This window comes from Devosia sp. Micro-HW1 (assembly GCF_056341075.1).
In genome coordinates, this window is record NZ_CP094375.1 from 225,623 (window position 1) to 248,007 (window position 22,385).

22 protein-coding genes and 1 riboswitch are annotated in these 22,385 nt (G+C 62.6%); of the genes, 13 read left to right on the top strand and 9 right to left on the bottom strand.

Annotated features, from left to right (window positions below; translation table 11 throughout):
- The first annotated feature begins 69 nt into the window (after positions 1-69).
- Genes ribH through MQW79_RS01050 form a run of 3 tightly spaced genes read left to right on the top strand, consistent with a single transcriptional unit; the run spans position 70 to position 2,275 of the window.
- Positions 70-543 (top strand): 6,7-dimethyl-8-ribityllumazine synthase, encoded by a 474-nt coding sequence (ribH, locus tag MQW79_RS01040; protein WP_476586306.1) that lies wholly within the window; start codon positions 70-72, stop codon positions 541-543.
- A complete protein-coding gene (nusB, locus tag MQW79_RS01045; RefSeq protein ID WP_476586307.1) occupies positions 544-1,029 on the top strand; it encodes a transcription antitermination factor NusB in 486 nt (161 codons plus the stop codon).
- 58 nt (positions 1,030-1,087) lie between these two features.
- The gene (locus MQW79_RS01050) at positions 1,088-2,275 is read left to right on the top strand and encodes an MFS transporter (protein WP_476586308.1); all 1,188 of its coding nucleotides are present in this window, start codon (positions 1,088-1,090) and stop codon (positions 2,273-2,275) included.
- 58 nt (positions 2,276-2,333) lie between these two features.
- Here the strand turns inward: MQW79_RS01050 and MQW79_RS01055 are convergent, their stop codons facing one another.
- Positions 2,334-2,771, bottom strand: a complete 438-nt coding sequence (locus tag MQW79_RS01055) for an outer membrane protein assembly factor BamE (RefSeq protein ID WP_476586309.1) — start codon at positions 2,769-2,771, stop codon at positions 2,334-2,336.
- Between the two features lie 135 nt (positions 2,772-2,906).
- Here MQW79_RS01055 and MQW79_RS01060 point away from each other — a divergent pair, with 135 nt between their 5' ends.
- The 8 genes from MQW79_RS01060 (at position 2,907) to MQW79_RS01095 (ending at position 9,089) form a co-directional block, all read left to right on the top strand.
- The gene (locus tag MQW79_RS01060; protein WP_476586310.1) at positions 2,907-3,464 is read left to right on the top strand and encodes a ubiquinol-cytochrome C chaperone family protein; all 558 of its coding nucleotides are present in this window, start codon (positions 2,907-2,909) and stop codon (positions 3,462-3,464) included.
- Positions 3,461-4,012 (top strand): YceD family protein, encoded by a 552-nt coding sequence (locus tag MQW79_RS01065; RefSeq protein ID WP_476586312.1) that lies wholly within the window; start codon positions 3,461-3,463, stop codon positions 4,010-4,012. Before MQW79_RS01060 ends, MQW79_RS01065 begins: the two co-directional genes overlap by 4 nt.
- Before the next feature lie 83 nt (positions 4,013-4,095).
- Entirely contained in the window at positions 4,096-5,166 is a 1,071-nt protein-coding gene (gene plsX, locus MQW79_RS01070; RefSeq protein ID WP_476586313.1) for a phosphate acyltransferase PlsX, read from the top strand.
- Positions 5,163-6,143 carry a beta-ketoacyl-ACP synthase III gene (locus MQW79_RS01075; protein WP_476586314.1) on the top strand — a complete coding sequence of 327 codons (981 nt, stop codon included), beginning with the start codon at positions 5,163-5,165 and terminating at the stop codon, positions 6,141-6,143. The genes plsX and MQW79_RS01075 overlap by 4 nt, the downstream gene beginning before the upstream one ends.
- Before the next feature lie 220 nt (positions 6,144-6,363).
- On the top strand, positions 6,364-6,675 hold the full coding sequence (locus MQW79_RS01080) for an integration host factor subunit alpha (RefSeq protein ID WP_476586315.1): 312 nt from the start codon (positions 6,364-6,366) through the stop codon (positions 6,673-6,675).
- 105 nt (positions 6,676-6,780) lie between these two features.
- Complete coding sequence (locus MQW79_RS01085; protein ID WP_476586316.1) at positions 6,781-7,236, top strand: MerR family transcriptional regulator; 456 nt, start codon at positions 6,781-6,783, stop codon at positions 7,234-7,236.
- Between the two features lie 304 nt (positions 7,237-7,540).
- On the top strand, positions 7,541-8,557 hold the full coding sequence (gene iolG, locus MQW79_RS01090; protein ID WP_476586317.1) for an inositol 2-dehydrogenase: 1,017 nt from the start codon (positions 7,541-7,543) through the stop codon (positions 8,555-8,557).
- 52 nt (positions 8,558-8,609) lie between these two features.
- Entirely contained in the window at positions 8,610-9,089 is a 480-nt protein-coding gene (locus MQW79_RS01095) for a hypothetical protein (protein WP_476586318.1), read from the top strand.
- Between the two features lies 1 nt (position 9,090).
- Here the strand turns inward: MQW79_RS01095 and iolB are convergent, their stop codons facing one another.
- From iolB to MQW79_RS01130, 7 genes are all read right to left on the bottom strand, one after another.
- Entirely contained in the window at positions 9,091-9,891 is an 801-nt protein-coding gene (iolB, locus tag MQW79_RS01100) for a 5-deoxy-glucuronate isomerase (protein ID WP_476586319.1), read from the bottom strand.
- Complete coding sequence (locus MQW79_RS01105) at positions 9,836-10,087, bottom strand: hypothetical protein (RefSeq protein WP_476586320.1); 252 nt, start codon at positions 10,085-10,087, stop codon at positions 9,836-9,838. The genes iolB and MQW79_RS01105 overlap by 56 nt, the downstream gene beginning before the upstream one ends.
- Positions 10,088-10,170: 83 nt before the next feature.
- Complete coding sequence (gene iolE, locus MQW79_RS01110) at positions 10,171-11,088, bottom strand: myo-inosose-2 dehydratase (protein ID WP_476586321.1); 918 nt, start codon at positions 11,086-11,088, stop codon at positions 10,171-10,173.
- A gap of 155 nt (positions 11,089-11,243) precedes the next feature.
- Entirely contained in the window at positions 11,244-13,091 is a 1,848-nt protein-coding gene (gene iolD, locus MQW79_RS01115; protein WP_476586323.1) for a 3D-(3,5/4)-trihydroxycyclohexane-1,2-dione acylhydrolase (decyclizing), read from the bottom strand.
- Complete coding sequence (locus tag MQW79_RS01120) at positions 13,088-14,995, bottom strand: bifunctional 5-dehydro-2-deoxygluconokinase/5-dehydro-2-deoxyphosphogluconate aldolase (RefSeq protein ID WP_476588269.1); 1,908 nt, start codon at positions 14,993-14,995, stop codon at positions 13,088-13,090. Before MQW79_RS01120 ends, iolD begins: the two co-directional genes overlap by 4 nt.
- A gap of 120 nt (positions 14,996-15,115) precedes the next feature.
- A complete protein-coding gene (locus MQW79_RS01125) occupies positions 15,116-15,934 on the bottom strand; it encodes a MurR/RpiR family transcriptional regulator (RefSeq protein ID WP_476586325.1) in 819 nt (272 codons plus the stop codon).
- Between the two features lie 100 nt (positions 15,935-16,034).
- On the bottom strand, positions 16,035-17,006 hold the full coding sequence (locus tag MQW79_RS01130; RefSeq protein ID WP_476586326.1) for a DMT family transporter: 972 nt from the start codon (positions 17,004-17,006) through the stop codon (positions 16,035-16,037).
- A 100-nt stretch (positions 17,007-17,106) separates the two neighbouring features.
- Positions 17,107-17,257, bottom strand: a riboswitch (FMN riboswitch).
- Between the two features lie 423 nt (positions 17,258-17,680).
- Here MQW79_RS01130 and MQW79_RS01135 point away from each other — a divergent pair.
- Complete coding sequence (locus tag MQW79_RS01135; protein WP_476586327.1) at positions 17,681-19,099, top strand: MFS transporter; 1,419 nt, start codon at positions 17,681-17,683, stop codon at positions 19,097-19,099.
- Positions 19,100-19,237: 138 nt separating this feature from the next.
- Here the strand turns inward: MQW79_RS01135 and MQW79_RS01140 are convergent, their stop codons facing one another.
- Positions 19,238-21,244: an aldo/keto reductase gene (locus tag MQW79_RS01140; RefSeq protein ID WP_476586328.1), complete on the bottom strand. Its 2,007-nt coding sequence runs from the start codon at positions 21,242-21,244 to the stop codon at positions 19,238-19,240.
- Between the two features lie 218 nt (positions 21,245-21,462).
- Between MQW79_RS01140 and MQW79_RS01145 the strand changes: the two genes are divergently transcribed.
- A complete protein-coding gene (locus MQW79_RS01145; protein WP_476586330.1) occupies positions 21,463-22,377 on the top strand; it encodes a helix-turn-helix domain-containing protein in 915 nt (304 codons plus the stop codon).
- Positions 22,378-22,385: the final 8 nt, after the last annotated feature.

A 22,385-nucleotide genomic window follows, 5' to 3' on the forward strand; every position in this document is an offset into this window, starting at 1 on the left:
TCCTTCACATCAACGTTTCAAGCTTATTGTGGCGTCTGCTCCCTTGTCGTTGCGTAAGCGAGGTGTGTGATGGACTCCTACGGCGTACGGTTTTCCCTGCCAGCAGAAGCGGGCAGCGGATTGCATTTCCTGATCGTCGAAGGACGAAATTACCCTGACATTGCCGACGAGATGAAGCGCGGTGCCATCGCCGTTCTGGAAGAGCACGCCGCCACCTACGAGGTTATTGGCGTGCCCAGCGCAATGGAAGTGCCCGTGGCCATGGCGATGGCGATTGAAACGGATCACTTCGACGGCTATGTCGCTCTCGGCTGCGTCATCCGCGGCCAGACCAATCACTATGCTTCCGTCGCCAATGAGAGTATTCGGGCACTGGCCGAATTGGCCGTTGTCGACGCATTGCCACTTGGCATAGGCATCCTGACGGTAGAAAACGAAGCTCAGGCCCGAATAAGGGCTGATGTGAATGACCAGGACAGGGGCGGGGATGCTGCACGCGCAGCTCTCGCACTGTCCGACGTGAAAGCGAAACTGAACAGTTAGATGACCGACCATCCCAAACGCGATCCGGGCGCCCAGCGTCCTGCCAATCAGCGCGGCGCCGCGCGTCTCGCCGCCGTGCAGGCGCTCTACCAGATGGATATCGGCCGGGCGACGCTGGAAGATACCCTGGCCCAGTTTGGTGCTTTCCATCTCGGTCGCGAGATCGAGGGCGAGCAGTATCTGCCGGCGGACGCGGATTTTTTCCGCCAGATCGTGACGGGTGTCGCCAGGCACCAGCTCGAAGTCGATCCAGCCGTCGACAAGGCTCTTGCCGAAGGTTGGCCCATCGAGCGTGTCGACGCCACCCTGCGCGCCATCCTGCGTGCCGCCGCTTTTGAACTGCTGCGCCGCAAGGACATCCCGGCCCGGGTCGTGATTACCGAATATGTCGATGTCGCTCGCGCCTTCTACGAGGACGACGCCACCGGACTGGTCAACGGCGCCCTCGATTCCATCGCCCGGTCCGCGGGCGTGGACATGGCCTGATCCGAAGGGCTTGTTTGGGGGCACGGTCCGGCAGCCTGCATCGTCTTCAGGATTGGTCATGACCCAACGCAGCGATTCCATCCGCAATATCGGCCTGCTCTCCGCAGTTCAGGCTCTGGGCGGCTCCAATTCCTCCATCATCATGTCGGTGGCCGCCCTGGCCGCCGTCAATTTTGCTCCCGATCGATCGGCGGCGACGCTTCCCGTTACCGCAATGATCGTCGGGCTGGCGCTGACCACTTCGACGGCCACCATGATCATCTATCGGCTTGGGCGCACACGCGGACTGATGCTGGGCGCCGCCATCGGCATTCCCGCCGCGCTGATTGCCACGCTGGCCGTCATTCTGGGACAGTTCTATCTCTTCGCTGCGGGCCTTTTTCTCGTTGGCATGTCAGGCGCCTTCATGCAGCAGGTGCGTTTCGCCGCCGCCGACAGCGTCGCTCCCGAGTTCAAGAGCCAGGCCATTTCCTGGGTCATGTTTGGCGGTGTGGCGGCCGGTTTTTTCGGACCGCAACTGAGCGCTCTGACTCGGAGCTGGATTCCGGGTGCCGAGTACGCGGCCAGCTTCATGGTCATCGCCGTGCTTTCGCTGATCTCGGTATTCGTGCTGTCCGCCACCCGGCTGGCGCCGACGCGGTCGCCCGCTGAGGTCGCTGGTACCCGCCGCCCTATGCGCGTGCTCCTTCGACAACCCGAAATTGTCTTGCCCATGCTGAGCGCCGCGCTCACCTACGCCCTCATGACCCTCATCATGGTGGCCGCGCCCCTGGCCATGGTGCATTTGTGCGGTCATTCGCCCACTGAAGCCGCGGGGGCCATTCAGTGGCACGTCGTGGCCATGTTCGCCCCGAGCTTCGTCACCGGTGCCATCATCAAGCGGATCGGCGCCAACCTGGTCACGGCCATCGGGCTGCTGCTGATCATTGGCTGCGCGGTCATTGCCCTCAACGGCATTACGGTGGCTCATTTCACAGCGACCCTGGTTCTGCTGGGGGTGGGTTGGAATTTTGGGTTCATCGGGTCCACCACCATGCTGGCCACCAGCTACCGGCCGCAGGAAGCGGGCAGGGTGCAGGCAGTCAACGAGCAGATCGTGTTCGGCGCCAGCGCTATCGCGTCGCTGAGTTCGGGCATGCTGCTGCAATGGGTGGGTTGGGAGGCGATCAACCTGCTCGCGCTGCCGGTGGCCGGTTTCGCGATATTGCTCCTCGGTCTGGGGGCGCTACGCGAGGCGCGCGCCTGAAACCGGCAACAAAAAAAGGCCCCGGAAATCCGGGGCCTCTCTATGCTGGGGCTGAGCTTTAAAACGACGACAGGATAGCGTCGATAAAGGTCGCGTCCTGGCCGAACGATGGGGTGCGGCGCGTCTCGATGTTGACGGCCTTGCCATCCTGCAGTGCATAGACTGCGCGCTCGACGACCTTCTTGTTCTTGTCGAAGTAGATCGCCAGAACCGTACGTTCCTGGATCATGTTCATGCCAAAGGCGGTCTGGTTCACCTTGGTCTCGACATAGTACCAGGCGGTGCGGTCGCCAAAGGTGTTGGTGGACTGGGGCGAACCCAGTACCAGGGTCACGAGCTGCTCGCTCTGGCCAGGGCGGATCTGCTGCAGCGCCGTTTCGGGAATCTCATAACCTTGGGTCCGCTTGGAGACGAGCGACGTGCTGCTGGTGCAACCGGCAAGTGCGACGGCCAGGACGGCAGCGGCAACGGAGGCTTTAGCAAGGCGCAGGGGCATGAATTTGACTTTCCCGATGGCTCTCGAATATAGGCGTGACACTAGGGCGCGTGCCCAAAAGGTCGCCGGACTGTTTAGCTGTCAACTTGGCCGTCTGGCAAGCTGGCAATCGTCCCGCATCCAATCTGCCCGTGTTTGATCGATACCGACGCTGAGCGCAATCCCATGATCTTGTCCTTATTTCGCAAGAAGACTGCCACAGAGCCAGTTTACGCCGTCTATAATTCCATTGTGGCGCAATCCCGGCAGCCGGTTTTCTATGCTGAGATGAGTGTGCCCGACACCGTTACCGGCCGTTTCGACATGATCAGCCTGCACATGGCTCTGCTGTTCCGGCGGCTGCGGCACGGACCGCAGGCTGCCAAAGATTTCAGCCAGGCGGTTTTCGATTTGTTTTTCAAGGATATGGACCGATCGCTGCGCGAAATGGGCGTCAGCGACCTGGGCGTGCCGAAGAAAATCCAGAAGATGGGTAACATTTTCTTTGGTCTGCTCGCCGCGATGAACGAGGCCATGGATCGCAAGGACATCGACGCCCTGGCCGGCGTTCTGGCGCGCAATATATATGACGGCGAAGACACGCCCGAACTTCGAGCGCTTGCTGCCTATGTGGTTGCGCAAGATGCCGAACTGGCTGCCCAGCCGGTCGAGGCCATCACATCAGGCACTGTGAGATTCGAGGCTGCGGCATGAGCGAGCAATACGAGCCAATTTTCGACGCCGTCGTGCGCATCGACAAGCTACCTGCAGGGGGACGCTCGCTTACGGTCGAGGCCAACGAAACCGAACGGGCCGCGATTGCCGAGGCCATGCATATTATTTCGGTGGAGCAATTCACTGCCACGCTCAGCATTTCGACTTTGCGTGGTGGCCTGCGGGCCCTGGGGCACCTCAAGGCCCGGGTGACCCAGGCGTCCGTGGTTAGCTTTGAACCCGTTGCCGAGACCGTCTCGGAAGACATTGACCGCGTCTTCCTGCCTGCTCCGCGCGACAGCCAGCCACCCGCGCCCGGTGCCGAAATCTACATTGACCTTGAAAACGACGATTTTCCCGATCACATCGATGGTCCCGAAGTCGACCTCAGCGCTCTGCTTCTGGAAACCCTGGCTCTGGCGCTCGATCCCTATCCGCGTCGTCCCGGCGAAAGTCTGGATAATCTGGGAATTTCCGTAAGCGATGCCGAGGAAAGTCCATTTGCCAAACTGGCTCGTCTCAAGGACGAGAACGGGGACAAAGGCTGAGCCCCAGTCCTGCGGGGCTTGCGCCGACTCGATGATGGGATATGCTTGATTGCCTGCTGTTGCGGGCCGAAACACGGGCTGAAATGACCGATTCTATAACGATTTCCGTGGATGCCATGGGTGGCGACCACGCCCCGCGTGCCGTCATTCACGGTGCCTGGCTGGCTCTGAAAGAACGCAAGAATACGCGCTTCATTTTTCATGGCCTCAAGGACCAGATCGATCCTCTGCTGGAGGAATTTCCAGCGCTGAAGCCGGTTTCGACTGTCCGTCATTGCGAAACTGTCATCGCCATGGACGAGAAGCCCAGCCAGGCCCTGCGCAAGGGCAAGGGCACTTCATCCATGTGGATGGCCATTCAGGCGGTCAAGGACAAGGAAGCCGATGTTGCCATTTCCGGCGGCAATACCGGCGCGCTGATGGCCATGGCCACGTTCTGCCTGCGCCCGATGGAAGGTATTTCCCGCCCGGGCATCGCGGCCATCTGGCCGACGCTCCGCTCGGACATCATCGTGCTCGACATGGGCGCCACCATCGGCGCCGATGCGCAGCAGCTGGTGGACTACGCCATTCTCGGCTCAGCCTTGGCGCGCGCGCTGTTTGATTCAGAATCGCCTACGGTCGGTCTGCTCAATGTCGGCACCGAAGAAGTGAAGGGTCTCGACTACATCAAGGAAGCCGGCAAGATACTCACCGAGGCCAGCGGCGCCGGCTTCACCTATCACGGCTTCGTCGAGGGCGATGATATCGGCAAGGGCACGGTCGACGTCGTCGTCACCGAAGGCTTTGTGGGCAATATCGCGCTCAAGACCGCCGAAGGCACAGCCCGTCAGGTGGCGACCTATCTGCGTCAGTCGCTCAAGGCGACCTTGATGAGCAAGATCGGCGCGCTGTTCGCGTCGTCGGCGCTGAATGCCCTGCGGCGCAAGATGGACCCGCGCACCGTCAATGGCGGCGTCTTCATGGGCCTTAACGGCATTGTCATAAAATCCCACGGCGGCACCGACGAAGTCGGCTACAAGAGTGCGCTAGGTCTGTCCTATGAAATGGCGCGCAACCGCCTGATGGACAAGATCGGCGACACCATGCACCGCTTTCCCATCAATAGGGCCGCTTCCGAGCCGCCTTCCGAGACCGAGGCCAAATCGGCGTGACCAGTAATATCCGCTCCGTCGTTCGTGGTGTCGGCTCCTATCTGCCGGCGCGGGTTGTGACCAATGAGGAATTGGCCAGGACGGTTGATACATCCGACGAATGGATCCAGCAGCGCGTCGGCATCAAGGAACGCCATATCGCCGCCGAGGGTGAGTTCACCTCCGATCTGGCCACCCATGCCGCGCGGGCGGCACTGGCCAATTCTGGGCTCGGGATTGAAGACATCGATCTCATCATCGTGGCCACGACCACGCCCGACTACACCTTCCCCAGCGTCGCCACGCTCGTACAGATGAAGCTGGGCATGCAGCATGGCTTTGCCTTCGACATCCAGGCGGTGTGCTCGGGCTTTGTCTACGCCGTCGCCACCGCCGATAGCTACATCAAGAATGGCATGGCCCGCCGCGTGCTGGTCATCGGCGCCGAAACCTTCTCGCGCCTGCTCGACTGGACCGACCGCACCACCTGTGTGCTCTTTGGCGATGGCGCGGGTGCCATTGTCATGGAACGCCTCGACCTGGCGCCTGGCGAGCCCGATCGCGGCGTCCTGACCTCGGCGCTGCGCTCCGATGGCCGCCATTGGGACAAGCTCTATGTCGATGGCGGTCCATCCACGACGGGCACGACCGGCCATGTTCACATGCAGGGCCCGGAAGTCTTCCGCCATGCCGTGGGCAAGATCACTGACGTTGTTTACGCCTCGCTCGAACAGGCGGGCTACACCATCGATGACCTCGACTGGTTCGTGCCGCACCAGGCCAACAAGCGCATTATCGAAGGGGCAGGGGCCAAGCTTGGCCTTCCACCTGAAAAGGTCGTCCTGACGGTCGATGTCCATGCCAATACTTCGGCGGCCTCTGTGCCGCTGGCATTGAGCGTGGCAGTGGCCGATGGCCGCATCAAGCAGGGCGATCTGGTCATGCTCGAAGCCATGGGTGGTGGGTTTACCTGGGGCGCTTCGCTCATCCGCTGGTAGTCGCTCAAGCTGCATTGACCTTAGGCGTTTCAAGGCGTTAGTGTCACCGCAGGGTGGAGGAACCTGGCGCTGAAGCCGCGACAAGAGATCGCCGGCGGCGCCATACTGGGGAAGGATTCCCGCACATGGGCTCGGCCGGTTGGCCGCGTCGACGGCTTGGTGATGACATTATGGGCAAGCCGAACGTCGGGTCTGGACTCACGGCAACACGGGGGTGCGAATGACGCAGAAGACGGTAACGCGGGCCGACCTGGCTGAGGCAGTCTATGGCTCTGTTGGCCTGTCGCGAACCGAGTCGGCCGAGTTGGTCGAACGGGTGCTGGAATTGATCACCGACGCCTTGGTGACGGGAGCCAACGTCAAGCTCTCCTCTTTCGGTTCCTTCCAGGTTCGCTCCAAGAACGAGCGGATTGGCCGTAATCCCAAGACTGGCGAGGAAGTCCCGATCCTGCCCCGGCAGGTTCTTGTGTTCAAACCGTCCAACGTGTTGAAGTCCAAGATCAACAAGTCTATGGTCACCACTGGAAATTAAGGCCTTTAGGGGCCTTTCCTTGCCGCTGCGGAGCCTTGGGTTCGGCAGCTGCAAATGCCAGTCGGGAAGAGCAATTAGGTTGCTCTCGCCAGGGAGACCTGCGGTTTGGACAAGTCGCCAGACGCGTTCCGTACCATCTCTGAAGCTGCCGAAGAGCTCGATCTCCCGCAGCACGTCCTTCGATTCTGGGAAACCCGCTTCAACACCATCAAGCCGCTCAAGCGCGGCGGCGGGCGGCGCTACTACCGCCCCGAAGACGTCATGCTGCTGCGCGGCATCCGCCACCTGCTCTATGATCAGGGTTTCACCATCAAGGGCGTCCAGCGCATCCTCAAGGATCAGGGGTCGCGCTATGTCATCGCCGTTGGCGAGGGCAAGGGCCTTGATGAAATCTTGCCCCTCATCGAGCAGGCCGAGGCCGCCGGCGACGAGGCGGAACTGGAAGAAGCCGAAATGCTCGCCAGTGCTTCCCTCGACAAGGAATCACGCGAAAAGCTCGGCGAGGTCCTCCGCGACCTCCTCGAATGCAAGCGCATCCTCGAGCGCGCCAGAGAACACTGACTCTTCACCTCTCCCTCTGGAGGTCGGATTGCCTCGCAATCCGGCTCTTCTCCGCAGCCTCTACTCCTCCCCTTGAACGGGGGAGGTAGCGCCGCTAGTCCCGCAGGGACGTAGCAGAGCTAGCTGGGGGTGACCCCTCTCCACGGCGTCATCCCCGTGAGAGTGAGAACCTCTGTTTTGACCGAAGCCCGTGTCACAGTGGTTCACCTGCAATGGAATTTGCGTTCCATAGCGCCGCCAAATCGTCTATTCATTCCACAGTAATTTCGGCCGGCAGCACCCGGCCTCTAGGGTGGAGTTTCACATGACCGTTCGTTTTGGCCTTCTCGGTGCCGGCCGTATTGGCAAGGTTCACGCCAGGGCCGTGACGTCCAATCCCAAGGCGAAGCTCGTGGCGGTGGCCGATCCAATGGCCGAAGCCGCCAACGCCATCGCCAGCCAGTATGGCGCCGAGATACGCTCCATCGACGACATCGAAGCGGCCACCGATATTGATGCCGTCATCATCTGTACCCCCACCGACACGCATGCCGACCTGATCGAGCGCTTCGCCCGGGCCGGCAAGGCCATCTTCTGCGAAAAGCCGGTCGATCTCGACATCGAGCGGGTCAAGGCCTGCATCCGCGTCGTCGACGAAACCGATGCCACCCTCATGGTCGGCTTCAATCGCCGGTTCGACCCGCATTTCCAGGCCGTGAAAGCCGCCATCGAGTCCGGGCAGATCGGCTCGGTGGAAATGGTCACCATCGTCTCGCGTGATCCCGGCGCCCCGCCGGCTGACTATGTTAAGCGCTCGGGCGGCATTTTCCGCGACATGACCATCCACGATTTCGACATGGCCCGGTTCCTCCTCGGCGAGGAGATCGAGACTGTGTCCGCTCAGGCGTCCGTGCTGGTCGACAAGGCTATCGGCGAGGCTGGGGACTATGACAGTGCCTCGGTCATGCTGTTCACCGCGTCGGGCCGGCACGCCACCATTTCCAACTCCCGCCGTGCCACCTATGGCTACGACCAGCGCATCGAGGTTCATGGATCAAAGGGCGCCGTCGCAGCCGAGAACCAGCGCCCCGTTTCCGTCGAGATCGCCAATGCGTCCGGCTATACAAGGCCGCCGCTGCATGACTTCTTCATGACTCGCTATACCGAGGCTTATGCGAGGGAAATCAGCAACTTCATCGATTTCGTGGAATCGAAATCTCCGGCCTCGCCCAGCGGCGTCGATGGTCTCGTTGCGCTGGCGCTTGCCGATGCGGCGCTGAAATCGGTCAAGGAGGGCAGGGCGGTCAGGGTCAGCGAGATAACCGGCCCGTTGGCGTCTTGATTCGCACACGATAGAGCCTGCCGGTGGCGATGCTGCCGTGCTAGGATGGGGAATGCGCCTGGCGTTGGTCGTCTCCGTTGCAATTGCTGTCGGTTTGGCCGCGACGCCCATGGCCAGGGGCGCTGGCGTCGTGGCAACCGATGCGACGGATGGCAACTGCGAACGGCTCATTATTGCCGACGAAGACCTCACCGCCCAATGCGGCACCGCCCTGGCCATACTGGTCTATGACGATGGCAGCGTGGCTGTTTCCGCCGGCACCGGCGGGCAGGACTTTTTTGGGCTGGCAGACCCCGAGCGCATGTTGCTGTTCATCGGCACTGGCACGCCGTGGTCCGACTTCGTGGTCGGCCAGATCGTCGCCGCACCGGGCGGTAGCTCCGTCAATCTGCTGGATATTCCCGCATCGGGCGCCTGCACCCATGCCGCTGCATCGCCGGGCCTGTTGATCACCTGTGATGCCAGCGACACGGAAGGCCGTATCTACGCGCTGACCTACCGCACGGATGGCAGGCCCCGGCTGACCTTCTAGCCTATTTCAGCATCCACTCGTGCTCGGCCGCATTGTGGAATTTCCACACCCGCTTCGGCCCGGCCATCACGTTGAGATAGTAGCTTTCATAACCGGCGACCGTGGCCACGGGATGATAGCCGCGCGGCACCAGCACAACGTCACCATCCTCGATGGCCATGGCCTCGTCCAGGCTGCGGTCGTCGGTGAAAACGCGCTGGAAGCCAAAGCCCTGTTGCGGATTGAATCGGTGGTAATAGCTCTCTTCCAGCTGGCTCTCGTGCGGAAGATTGTCCTGGTCATGCTTGTGCGGCGGATAGGAGGATGTATTTCCCTGCGGCGTGATTACCTCGACCACCAGCAGCGCGTTCGCGGCGTCATCATCCTCGGGCATGATATTGTGGACATGGCGCACATTGGCGCCCTTGCCGCGCGTAATGCGCGCATGCGTCCCCGGCGGAATGACCCGCGCATGAAATTCGCCGCCGCCCGGCGCCGAACACACGGCCAGTTCCAGGTCCGTCGTCGCGTCCACCGCCCAGTGCCGTCCCGCCGGCACGTAGAGAGCCCAGGGCGCCCCCTCGAACGGGCTCATGCGCTCGCCCAGCTCGCCGAAATCCTCGCCATCGACGGCAAAGCGCGCCTTGCCGCTGACCAGCACGAGGCAAACCTCACGCTCCTCGGTCGCCTCGCCATAGGCCTCGCCCGGCTTGAGGCGGTGCAGCCCGAAGCCGACATGCGTCCAGCCAGCCGATGCCGGTGTGACGTCATGGATCCTTCCGGTCTTCTCCGTCGGCCGGATCAGCAGGTGGGAGTTCGGCATTGGCATTCTCCTCCTTGGGAAACTTGTAGAAGAAATTCCAGACCACATAGGCAAGCGCGGCGCCCACCAGGAAGGCCCAGAACTGGTCCTTGCTGACCAGCAATTCCCAGCCCAGCCAAAGGGCAAGAAACACGGCCACTGCCACGCGCCGCCACAGCGGCCGGAACCATTTCAAATCGTTTTCTTTCAGCGCCATGCAGTTCCTGCCGTTCAATTGCCGAGTCATTCCGGCGCAGGCCGGAATCCATGCGCTGTTCTATCAACACAACGCCGAACCGCCTATACTTCCGGAAATCCCTGCGTCGCGACCGTATAGCCCGCGGCGGTCATCACCCGCATCAGTTCGGCATGCCCGATCTGCGCCATTTTGAGCGGCGGCGCCTTGACCGGGTCCTGCTCGGCCTCGACCACGAACCAGCCTTCATACCCATGGTCAGCCAGCCGCTGCACGATGGCGCCAAAATCCAGCGACCCGTCGCCCGGCACCGTAAAAGCCCCCAGCGCGACGGCGTCGAGAAAGCTCTGCCTCGTCCGGTCCAGCCCGTCGACCACGGCCCGGCGAATATCTTTCACATGCACATGGTTGATCCGCCTGTGATGACTATCGATCGCCCGCAGCGGATCACCCCCGGCAAAGGCCAGGTGGCCGGCATCGAGCAACAGCGGTATGCCCTCGCCCGACGCGTTCATGAAAGCGTCCAGCTCCGGCTCGGTTTCGACAACGGCCGCCATATGATGGTGGTAGCTCAGCGGCATGCCCTGTTCGGCGCACCACTCGCCAAAGGCCGTGACCTTCCGGCCATAAGCCCTCATTTCCGCCTCATCGAGGCGCGGCTTTTTCGCCAGCGGCACCTCGCGCTTGCCCTGGATCGAGAGCCCGACCTCGCCGTAGACGATGCAGGGTGCGTTGACCGCCTTGAACAGTTCGATCATCGGCGCAATGCGGTCCTTGTTGGCGGCCAGCTCCTCACTGACCAGCGTCCCCGAAAACCAGCCGCCACAGAGCGTCACGTCGGCTTCCCGCAGGATCGGCAGCATCACCTTGGGATCATCAGGGAAACGCCGCCCCTTCTCCATCCCAGTAAACCCGGCGGACCGCGATTGCCTGAGGCACTCCTCCAGCGACACGTCGTCGCTCAATTCCGGCAGATCGTCATTCCACCAGGCGATGGGCGACATCCCGAGCTTGGCTTTCATTGTGTTCTCCTTGGGGGCATACCCCTCACCCGTCTCGGCCTTCAGCCGATCCACCCTCTCCCACAAGGGGCGAGGGGTGAGCCGGTGTTTGATCAGACTCGGTGCCTCCCTTCTCCCCTTGTGGGAGAAGGTGCCCGAAGGGCGGATGAGGGGTTCTACCCCGCCCGCTGCGCCTTCAGCGCCGTCACATACGCATCCCGCGCCGCATTGACCTCGCCACGCTCACTGACCTCGGGCACCGCCACGTCCCACCAGTGCCCACCGGCATCGGTGGTGATCAACGGATCGGTGTCGATGACGAACACATGAACTCCGCCTACGCCGTCGCTCTCCACGAGGGCAGCTTCAAGCTCCGCCAGCCCTGCCACCTTCTTTGCCTTAGCGCCCATGGCCGCCGCATGCGCGGCAAAATCCACCTGCGGCATGGTCTCGTGCCGCGTGTCCCGGAAGAGGTTGTTGAAGTTCGCCCCGCCGGTCGCCATCTGCAGGCGGTTGATGCAGCCATAGCCGGAATTGTCGAGCACCACGATGGTGAGCCTGAGGCCCAGCATCACCGCACTGACGATCTCCGAATTCATCATCAGATAGCTGCCGTCGCCCACCATGACCACGGCGTCGCCGTCCGGCCGCGCCAGCGCCACCCCGAGCCCTGCGGCAATCTCGTAGCCCATGGTCGAAAAGCCGTATTCGAGGTGGTAGGAGCCCGGCTCCTTCGCGCGCCACAGCTTGTGCAATTCGCCCGGCAGCCCGCCCGACGCGCAGATCAGCGTCGCCTTGCTGCGGCTGCGCTGCACAGCTCCGATTACCTGCGCATCCGATGGCAGCTCGGCATTGCCGGCGGCTGTCGCAGCATCTGCCGCTTCCAGCCATTTGTCCTTTTCCCGCATCGCCTTATGCGTCCAGGCGGAATCAACCTGCCAACCCATCAGCGCCGCATCCAGCGCCTCAAGTCCGACCCGCGCGTCCCCCACCATCGGCAAGCCATTGTGCTTCATGGCATCGAAAGGCTGAACGTTGAGCCCGATGATCTTGACGTCCGGATTCTTGAACAGCGCCCACGAGCCGGTGGTAAAATCCTGCAGGCGCGTGCCCACCGCCAGCACCACATCCGCTTCCTCGGCCAGGGCATTGGCCGCCGAAGTGCCGGTTACGCCGACCGAACCCATATTGAGTTCAAAGTCGTGGGGCAGGGCGCTTTTGCCCGCCTGCGTTTCCATCACCGGCACACCGTGTTCCTCGGAGAAGGCGGCGAGGCTGTCGCTCGCGCCCGAATAGAGCACGCCGCCGCCGGCGATGATCACAGGCTGCTTGGCCAGCTTCAGCGCCGCCGCCGCCGTGGCAAACTCATCGGCATCCGGCATGATCCGGCGCTGCGTCCACACCTTCTCGGCAAAGAAGCTCTCCGGGTAGTCATAGGCTTCCGCCTGCACGTCCTGGCACAGGCTGAGGGTCACCGGCCCGCATTCGGCCGGGTCTGTCAGAACCTGCATGGCCCGGCGCAAGGCGGGGATGATCTGCTCGGGCCGGGTGATCCGGTCGAAATACCGGCTCACCGGCCGGAAGCAGTCATTGGCCGAAACCGTACCGTCGCCAAAGTTTTCCACCTGCTGCAACACCGGGTCGGGCAGGCGGTTGGCAAATACATCGCCAGGCAGCAGCAGCACGGGCAGGCGGTTCACATGCGCCAGCGCTGCCGCCGTCACCATGTTCAGCGCGCCCGGCCCGATGGACGAAGTGACAGCCATGAAGCGACGTCGGAAATTGGCTTTGCCATAGGCGATCGCGGCATGCGCCATGCTCTGCTCGTTCTGTCCCCGATAGGTCGGCAGCTCGTCCTTGACGCCATACAGCGCCTCGCCGACCCCGGCCACGTTGCCATGCCCGAAAATGGCCCAGACGCCGCCAAAGATCGGCACTGTCTCGCCGTCGATGACGGTCTTCTGTGCCGTCAGGAATCGCGCAACGGCCTGCGCCATGGTCAGTCGTATCGTTGTCTGGCTCATGGCCGCTCCCATTCCTCTACCAGCCAGCCAAACCGCCGCGCCATTTCCGCCACGGCCTCGTCGTCTGACATGGCTTCATCCAGCCAGGCCCGAGCAGCATGGCCAAAGATTGACCGCCCCACTGCAAAGCCTTTTACCGTCCGCGAAGCCTTCGCCAGGTCGAACCCGGCCTTCAGGTCGGTCATCTTGGCGTCGAGCCCCAGCAGCACAACGCCGCGACAATGGGGATCGCGTGTTTCAATCACACGATCAATGCGGCCCCATGCCGCCGCGCTGGGCTGCGTCTCCAGCTTCCACCAGTCCGGCTTGATCCCGGCATCGTAAACCGCATCCAGCACCTGCGCCACCGTGTCATCGCCCAGCGTGCCGTGCTTGCCGGCGATGATTTCCACCAGCAATTCCCGCCCGATTTTCCGGGCCGCATCAAAGGCCGATTTTAGCTTGGAAATCTGTTCATCTTGCAGGTCCCGGGGGTCATCCGGGTGGAAGAAGCACAGCACCTTGATGCAGTGATCCACCGGCCATTCGATCAGCCGCGACCCGAGATCCTGCGTGAACTCGAACTGCAATGGCCGCGACCCGGGCAGCTCGATCGGTCTCGCGACCCAGAAATTGGGCAATGCCCCCGCCGCATAGAGCGCTTCGCGACCAAATTTGTCGTCAAGCAGCATGCCGAAACCATCGCGACCGGCGGCGACCTGCGCTGCGGCCTTCACGGCCAGCACCTTGAATGCGAGGATGCGCCGCAGCTTGGCCGCATCACCATCAGCCATGTCCTCGAGCTGCAGGCGATGGTCGATGGCCAGTGCCATCAGTTTCGGGATGTCGCGCCGCCGCGTTGTCGCCCAGTGGACATGGTTGATGGCCTCGTCCTTGCGCAGGGCCCGCTCCTTGCTGCCGTTGGCGAGGAAGAACTGCAGTTCCTCCCAGGTCGGAATTTCCGGAGCACAGAGCAGACGGCTGACGGCAAAAGCCCCACAGGCATTGGCCCAGGTGGCGCTGGTTTCATGAGATTCGCCGCGGAGCCAGCCACGCAGATAGCCACTCATGAAGGCGTCGCCTGCCCCCAGCACATTATAGACCTCGATCGGAAAGCCCCTGCCGACAATGCCGTCTTCGAGATCGTCCGGGATCGGCCCGTCATAGACGATGCAGCCCATCGGGCCGCGCTTGAGAACAATCACGGCGTTGGAGAGGGACCGGATCGTCCTGAGGGCAGTGTGAAGATCGCTGGCGCCAGCCGCGATGAGGACTTCTTCTTCGGTGCCCACAATCAGGTCGCATTCCGGCAGCACCGGGCGCAGATGGGCGGAAACGGCGTCCGAGGCGATGTAGCGGCTATCACCGGCATCGTGACCGGCAAGGCCCCACAGGTTGGGACGGTAGTCGATGTCGAAGACGATCCTGCCGCCGTTCTCACGCGCGATGCGCATCGCCTTGCGCTGCGCGGCGGCGCTGTGTGGCTTGGAAAAGTGTGTGCCGGTCACCAGCACCGCCTTTGCGGAGCGGATGAAGTCCGGGTCGATGTCGCCTTCATCCAGCGCCGCATCGGCGCAATTATCGCGATAGAAAATCAGCGGGAAGCTCTTGTCGTTCTCGACCGCCAGCAGCACCAGCGCGGTCAAACGCTCGGGGTCGGTTACGATTCCAGCGGTCTCGACGCCCTCGCGCGCCAGTTGCTCACGGATGAAGCGCCCCATCTGCTCATTGCCGACGCGGGTGACCAGGGCCGATCTCAGCCCCAGCCGCGCCGTGCCGACGGCGATATTGGTGGGGCAGCCGCCAACGGATTTGGCAAAGCTGCCAACATCTTCGAGCCGCGTACCGATCTGCTGGCCATAGAGGTCAACCGAAGCGCGACCGATGGTGATCACGTCGAGCGGGTGGTCTGGTGGGTGGTTCATGCCAGAGGTCACGCCGGTCCTCCCTGCGGTCTGCGTGGTTCTGCATCTATGAAACACATGTTCTGAAGTGGCGCAACATAGAATGAATATTCTATTGCTGGAACATGGTCACAGTTGAACCTAGTGCCGCCGCCGTTCCGCCACGCTCACCGTCAGCGCCATGGCAAAGGCGAGACTGGCCGAAAGTGACCTGAATCCGGCATGGTCGGCCTCGACCACTTCAAACCAGACCTCTGCACAATCCGCCAGCGGGGAAAGGGGGGAGTCGGTCAGTGCCACCACTGGAATGCGGCGATTGGCCAGAGCCTGTGCCTGCGATGCGCTTTCACTGGCATAGGGCGCAAAACTCACCGCGAAGGCCGCATCCATGGGCCCCGCCAAGGAGAGCAGGTCATCGTCATTGCCGGCTGCAGAACTCACCACCTGGCAACGGATCTTGAGCTTGCCGAACGCATAGGCCATGGACGTAACAATGGGGAAGCTGCGCCGCCGTGCAATAAGGTAGATCGTGTCGGCCTTGGCGAGGATATCTACCGCCCGCTCCAGTTGCCTTGGATCGATGGCGGCCGCGAGGGCGTCGAGGCTCTGATGGGCCGCCCCGATGAAACCCGTGACGATCGCACTGCTCTCGGTCTCGTTGCCGCCCACCGACTCCAGCTGTCTCAGCCGATCCTCGTACGAGGCGTTCCGCCCTTTGAGGCGCGCCTGGAAAATCTGCTGCAGGCCCGAAAAGCCCTCGAAGCCGAAATGCTGGGCGAAGCGCACCAGGGTCGACGGTTGGACATCGGCTGCGCTGGCAATGCTCGCCGTCGTGCCGAAGGCCAGATCGTCAGGATGTTCGAGTGCAAAGGCCGCAACCTGCATCAGGCGCTTGGGCAGGGTGGTGCGCTGCTCCATGATCGCAAAGCGGAGGGACTCGAAATCGGCCGGCACGGTCATGGCTTGTCTCGTGGAATGTCTGTTCCAGAATTGGAACAAAACCGCCCGGGTGGCAAGCAAAAGGCGAGGCCACTGTCGCGACCCCGCCGGAAATGCACCGTCAGGCTGCTGCGAGCGTCGGCGACGTATCGCGGCTTTCCACCCAGAAGATAAAGGCCGAGGCCCCAATGATCAGCGCCGCGCCAGGCCAGAACCAGACCGACGGAACCTGTCCGAGCGCCACCCAGCCAACAAGGCCACTGAGCGGAACCTTGAGGTCGCTGAATGGCTGCAGATAGGTCGCATCGGCAGATTTATACGCGAAAGCGAGCACATACTGCGCGATGGCCGTCAGTGCGCCAAGCACCAGCAGAAGCCAGAGGCCAAGACCGTCGGGCAGCGCGAAGGGGAATCCGGGAGCCATGCCCACGGGCAGGAAGCCCCCCAGCGCATTGGCCACCAGCAGGATTGCCAGATGGTTTGGCGTCATCAGGACCAGCAACGATACCGTCAGCGTCTCCGGGCTCTCTCCCTTGCGCGTCAGATACTTGGTGAGCACATCGGTGCCGGCCCACAGTGCCGAGGCAGTAATCGGGATCAGCGCCTGCCAGCCGATACTCTCGGTGCCGACACCCGAAACCAGGATCGCACCGGCAAAGCCCACCATTGCGGCGAGGAAGCGCGCGCCAGAGACTTTTTCGCCAAGGAACAGAGTCGAGCCGAGAATGATGAACAATGGCCCGGTGGCCAGGAGGGTCACCATCTGCCAGATCGGCACACCCGACGCGTAACCGTAGACGAACGCGTGCACGCCCAGCGCCGAGACGAAGGCCCGGATCTCATGGGCGAGGGGGTGGCTCGTCCGCAGATTGCCGAGGCCGATCCTGAGGATCAGCGGCAGCGCCAGGATCGAGGCAATGAGATATTGCCAGAAGGCCATGCCGGTCGAACTCATGCCGAAACCGCCCCATTCGGCGGGGGTCGGCAGAACCGATTGCAATACGTTGGAGCCGGCAAAAGTGATGCTGGCAAAAACCATGAACAGTGCGCCAGTGGTGGCGGCGCTGTTGGAAGTCGAGGAAATCTGGCTCATCTGTCGTCCTTTCCGTAACCAGTTTCCTCAGGGTTACGGGAGACGACAAGGCCGGAATCGGCGCGGACAAAGCACGCGCGCGCCCGGCAAGGGCGCTTGGTCCCGTTCTCTTTCATCCGGACTCTAACCGTCGGCCCCGGAATTACACCGGATCTGCTGACCCCAGGGACCGTAGGTCCGAAGGCGCTCGCGGGCTTGGCACTGCTGCCTTTACCGCCGGTGGGGAATTTCACCCCGCCCTGAGAACAATGCAGGCGAACCTGCATCCGGACATTTAGGTCACCACTGCTCTTCGCACAAGGCGGCACAAGAGTGTAACTGTGCGTCTTTGTCGAACGATCTGCAAAATCTGTTCATGAGGCTGAGGGCGGCGCACGACAAACAGCGGAACAGCAACGCTGGTTTATCGAACGGGAACACCCCCGTGGATCGCTCGTCGCAGGGGAAAGAAGTCTCGCGAGCGCGCAGGTGAAGCGACTCACCTGCCTCCGGCTCCCCGCAACTGCTCGCTGCAGTCCTCCGCCACGGGAAGATGGGCACAGCATGCGTCCAAACCAGAGCACGGGATAGGACGCATCCGACACGCCAAGGGCTGCACAAATAATAGGCTTAACCGCCTTGCTTTTGGCCCGAAATGGATTAAACAAGCAAAAGCTTGTTTTATAGGTATTGTCATGTCCGACACCGTGGAAGGCCGCTGGGCCGAAATCTTTGGCCCCCGTTACCTGGCCGTCACCACCATTCTGGCACTGGGTGTGACGCTCTTTGCGTTCAACGCCTTCCTGTCGGCGGCCGCGCTGCCATCGGCGGTGCACGAGCTGGGTGGCGTCGAGGTCATTTCCTGGGCCACCACGCTCTACCTTGTCTTCGCCATTGTCGGCGGCGCTGCAGCAGCACTGCTCAAGCGCCGGCTCGGATCGCGCCTGTCGCTGATCAGCATGGCCGGGGTCTTCCTGCTGGGAACACTGATCGCTGCCATTGCCGGCGACATGACTCAGGTCCTGGCCGGACGCGCTGTCCAGGGCTTCGGCGAGGGCGTCGTGGCAGCGCTTTGTTTCGCGCTGATCCCCGAATTGTTTCCGAGCCGTCTCGTCCCAAAAGTATTCGGCATGCAGGCCGTGGTGTGGGCCGTCGCGGCCTTTGGCGGACCCGCCGGGGCAGGGGTACTAACGGAACTCATCTCTTGGCGCGCCGCCTTCCTCATCAACGTGCCCTTCGTGGTGATCTTCATCACCATGGTCGCTCTTGTCGTGCCGCACAGCGAGAAAGTGCCTGATGAGCACGGCTTTCCGGGTCTGCGCCTGGCAACGATCGGCGCTGGCACGCTGCTGGTGGCGCTTGCTGCCGTGGCGGAGCCGCTGCAGGCCGTGCTGCTGCTGATAGGTGCAGCCGTCTTGCTGATCCTGGCCGTGTTTCTTGATCGCCGTTCGGCCGAGCGCCTGATGCCGCCGGACGCTTTTACCCTGCGCAGCGCAGTCGGTTCCGGACTTTGGGTCTTCCTGCTGATGCCCGTGGCCGGCGCTGCTACGGGCGTCTATCTCATCATGCTGCTGCAGCAGCTCTGGGACTACGGTCCCACCCAGTCGGCGGTGACTGCGGCAATCATGGCCGTCGCCTGGAGCCTGTCCTCTGTGACGGTGGCCAATGTCCGGCGGCGCTCGACGCGACGCATTCTCATCCGCACCGGGCCGGTGCTGCTGGCAGCCGGCCTCGTGCTCGTCCTGCTCGGTCTCGAATGGACCCAATTGGCGCTGGTCCTGATGGGACAGGCGGCCATCGGCATGGGTTTTGGCATTTCCAACGGCTACATCATGCTGACCATCATGGAAGCGACTGACAGTGCCGAGCGTGACCGCACCTCGGCTCTCCTGCCCACGACCCAATCCGCCGGCAATGCCCTTGGCGCGGCGCTGGCTGGCGTGGCAGCCAACGCCGCCGGATATCCGCTGGCGACGGAGAACGCCGATGTGCTGGCGTCGATTATTCCGCTGTTCCTGATGGCCGTGGCGTCTGCCCTCCTGGCCTTCCTTGCGGCGCTCCGCATGGTGCAACTGGCGAAGACCACGCCGCTGTCGACATTTGCCGAGGAATAGGGTGGGGGCGGGGCATCACCGCGCACCGAGCGCCGTCCTCGAGCTTGACCCGAGGACCTTTCACAGCGCGTGTCGGATTGAAAGTGGCCCTCGGATCAAGTCCGAGGGCGGCATCGCGTTTGTTTAAGGCCCGGAGCCTCAGCCCTGTTCAAGCCACTTTACCTGTTCGGGCGTCAGCTTGATCTCGAACGCCTTGAGGCTGTCTTCCAGCTCCACCAGACGGCGCGGCCCGATCAGCGGCACGCTGGGAAATTCCTGCGTCAGCACATAGGCCAGGGCAATATGGATCGGCGAGTGGCCCAGCTGCTTGCCCAGTTCGATGGCGCGGTCGCGGCGGCCAAAATTCTGCTCGTTGTACCAGACGCGCACCAGCTCCTCATTGTCGCGCTTGTCCCTTCCGGCAAGGTCGGTGAAGAAGCCGCGCGCTTGGCTCGACCAGGAGAAGTTGGTGACCTGGCGGTCGATCAGCCACTGCTTGTAATCCGGCGTCGACGAGGTGACGCAGCCGGCCCAGATCGGATCGAGCATTTCGGCCAGGGCGAAGTTGTTGGAGAGCGCCTGAGGCTTGGTCTTGCCAGTGCGTTCAGCGTAAGCAATCGCTTCGTCCATGCGTTCCTTGGTCCAGTTGGACCCACCGAACGGCCCGCGGATGCGCCCGGCCTTGACCTCGGCATCCATGGCATCGACGAACTCGCCCACCGGCACGTCGGTATTGTCGCGGTGCATGAAATAGACGTCGACATAGTCGGTCTGGAGGCGATCCAGCGACTGGGTCAGCTGCTTGGCGATGACGTCAGGGTAGACGAGCGGCGAATGCGCGCCCTTGCCGATGACTACCGCCTGTTCACGCACGCCGCGACTCTTCTGCCACTGGCCGAACAGCTTTTCGGTATAGCCGCCGCCATAGATGAAGGCGGTGTCAAAGACATTGCCGCCCTTTTCCCAGAAGGCGTCGAGCAGAATCGCGCCCGAGGCAAAGGTGCGGAAATCCTCGAAGCCCAGGGCCACGGCCGACGCGGGCTTGGCGAGACCGGGAATGTTGCGCTTGGGAATGACGCCGGTGTTTGGCCCCAGCGTGCGATTGTCGAGCGTCCTGGTGCGAACCTTTGATGTCTCGACCGAAAATTCCATGCCGGCATCGGCACGCCACTTGTCGAGCACGCGCAGATTGCCAAGCGAATCCGCCCAGCTCATGCCCGGCGCATCGAATTCCTGCTTGCCGACGAGGATCGCCAGCGAGGCGGCCTCGGCCTCGAAGCAATAAAGATGCGGCTTGGCGCCGACGCTGACGCTCTCGGTCTTGCCGCCCCTGATAATGTCGATCTTGCCCAGGCCCTGGTCGCGATTGCCATTGGCAAACCAGAAGTCGGGCACTTCGATCCGCCCGTCCGCACCGTGAATACGCAGCACATTGTCGAGGTTGGACATGACCGCGCAGCTCACCTGCGCCACGATACCGTTCTCGAAGCTGAGGATGGCGGCAGCCCAGTCGTCCGTGCCTTCGGCATTGAGTTTGGCCGCGCCCGCAACCTTGACCGGATCCGCAAACGGCTTGCCGCTGGCGGCGCCGGCGATGAGGCGCGCCATCGAAACCGGATAGCAGCCGACATCCATGATGCCGCCGCCCGCCAGCTCCGAGGCGAACAGGCGGTGCTGAGGCTGGAACTTGCCCATGGAGAAGCCGAAGCTCGACTGGATCATCCGCACTTCGCCGATGATTCCGGACTGGATCAGCTCGATCAGCTTCGCCGTCTGCGGATGCACGCGATACATGAAGGCTTCGCCGGCAAAGGTGCCGGCCTTGCGATGGGCATGGAACACGGCGTCGGCTTCATGAGCCGAGAGCGCCAGCGGCTTTTCCACCAGCACATGCTTGCCGGCCTCTGCCGCCTTGATCGCCCATTCGGCGTGGCCGGTGTGGGGAACGGCGATATAGACCGCATCGATCTCGGGATCGGCCAGCAGGGCGTCATAGCCATGCACGATACGCGCCTCCGGGAAGGTTTCGGCGAGGCCCGGCCGGTCTGGATTGCGCGTCGCTATGGCGGCCAGCACGCCATGCTGGCTGTCATTGAGTCCGCCACGGAACGCCTTGGCGATGCTGCCCGGGCCGATAATGCCCCAGCGGATCTTCTTGTCAGTCATGTCATTTTCCTCACCAGAGCATCCGCCCGAGTGCGACGCGGCTTTCGGGGTTCGCGATGCTCAATCCATACAAGTCTGCCGGGGTGTTACCCGGCCACCGCGAGCCAGCTGTCCAAAGACGTGCTTTTCAATTGCTCTTGGGTCCTCTGATTTCTAAGTTAGCGCGCCTGCCAAAGGCATACCCCGATTTCGGGTATGCGGACCGGGCGGAAAGTAAGATGGATTCTCGCCTCTACTACGAACCCCGGCCCAATGGCGTCGAGCGCGTACCCACCGCGCTGTCGATGTTCATGACGTCACCGCGCCTGATGCGCGCGGCCCATTGGCACGCCCAGGTGGAAGTGAACTACATCGTGCGCGGCTGGGCGCATTATCGCATGTCCGGGCACGAGGTGCGGTTTACTGCGGGCGACTTCGCCCTGTTCTGGGGCGGCCAGCCGCATTGGCTCGACGATGCCTCCGAGGACCTCGTCTATGCAGGCGGGCACCTGCCGCTGGTGCATTTCTTCCGCCTGCGCCTGCCTTCCGGCGTGCAGGCCAGGCTGATGCAGGGCGCCACGCTGATTTCGAGTGCCACCGACGCTGCCGACCCAATCAATTTTGAACGCTGGCTGGACTATACGCACTCGAACGATCCGATGAAGGCGAGCCTGGCTGTCGACGAATTGCTGCTGCGCATCGAGCGGCTCAGGTTCTCCCCCTATCGGCTGTTGCCCGACATGCAGCCGATCACCGATGTCGGCGGGCTGGATCCCCATACCTCGCCCATTGTGGTCCGTATCTGCGATTTCATCGCCGAAAACTTTCGCGAGGAGATCGACTCGGTCGACATCGCCGTTGCCGCCGACATCCATCCCAAATACGCCATGACCGTCTTCAAGAAGTCGACCGGCATGACGCTCAACGACTACATCAACCTGATGCGTCTTTCCTACGCGCAGGCGCTGTTGATGAAGGACGAGGCGAGCGTCCTGGCCGTCGCCATGGATAGCGGCTTCGGCTCATTGAGCGCATTCAACAAGTCCTTCCGCAAGATGGCCGGCATGTCGCCCAGCGATTTCCGCCGTGACGTGCGTGGCCGCCCCGAAGTGCCCTCGGCGACAGCTCCGGTCGCCGGCATGCACTGCAACTAGGGCTGGCA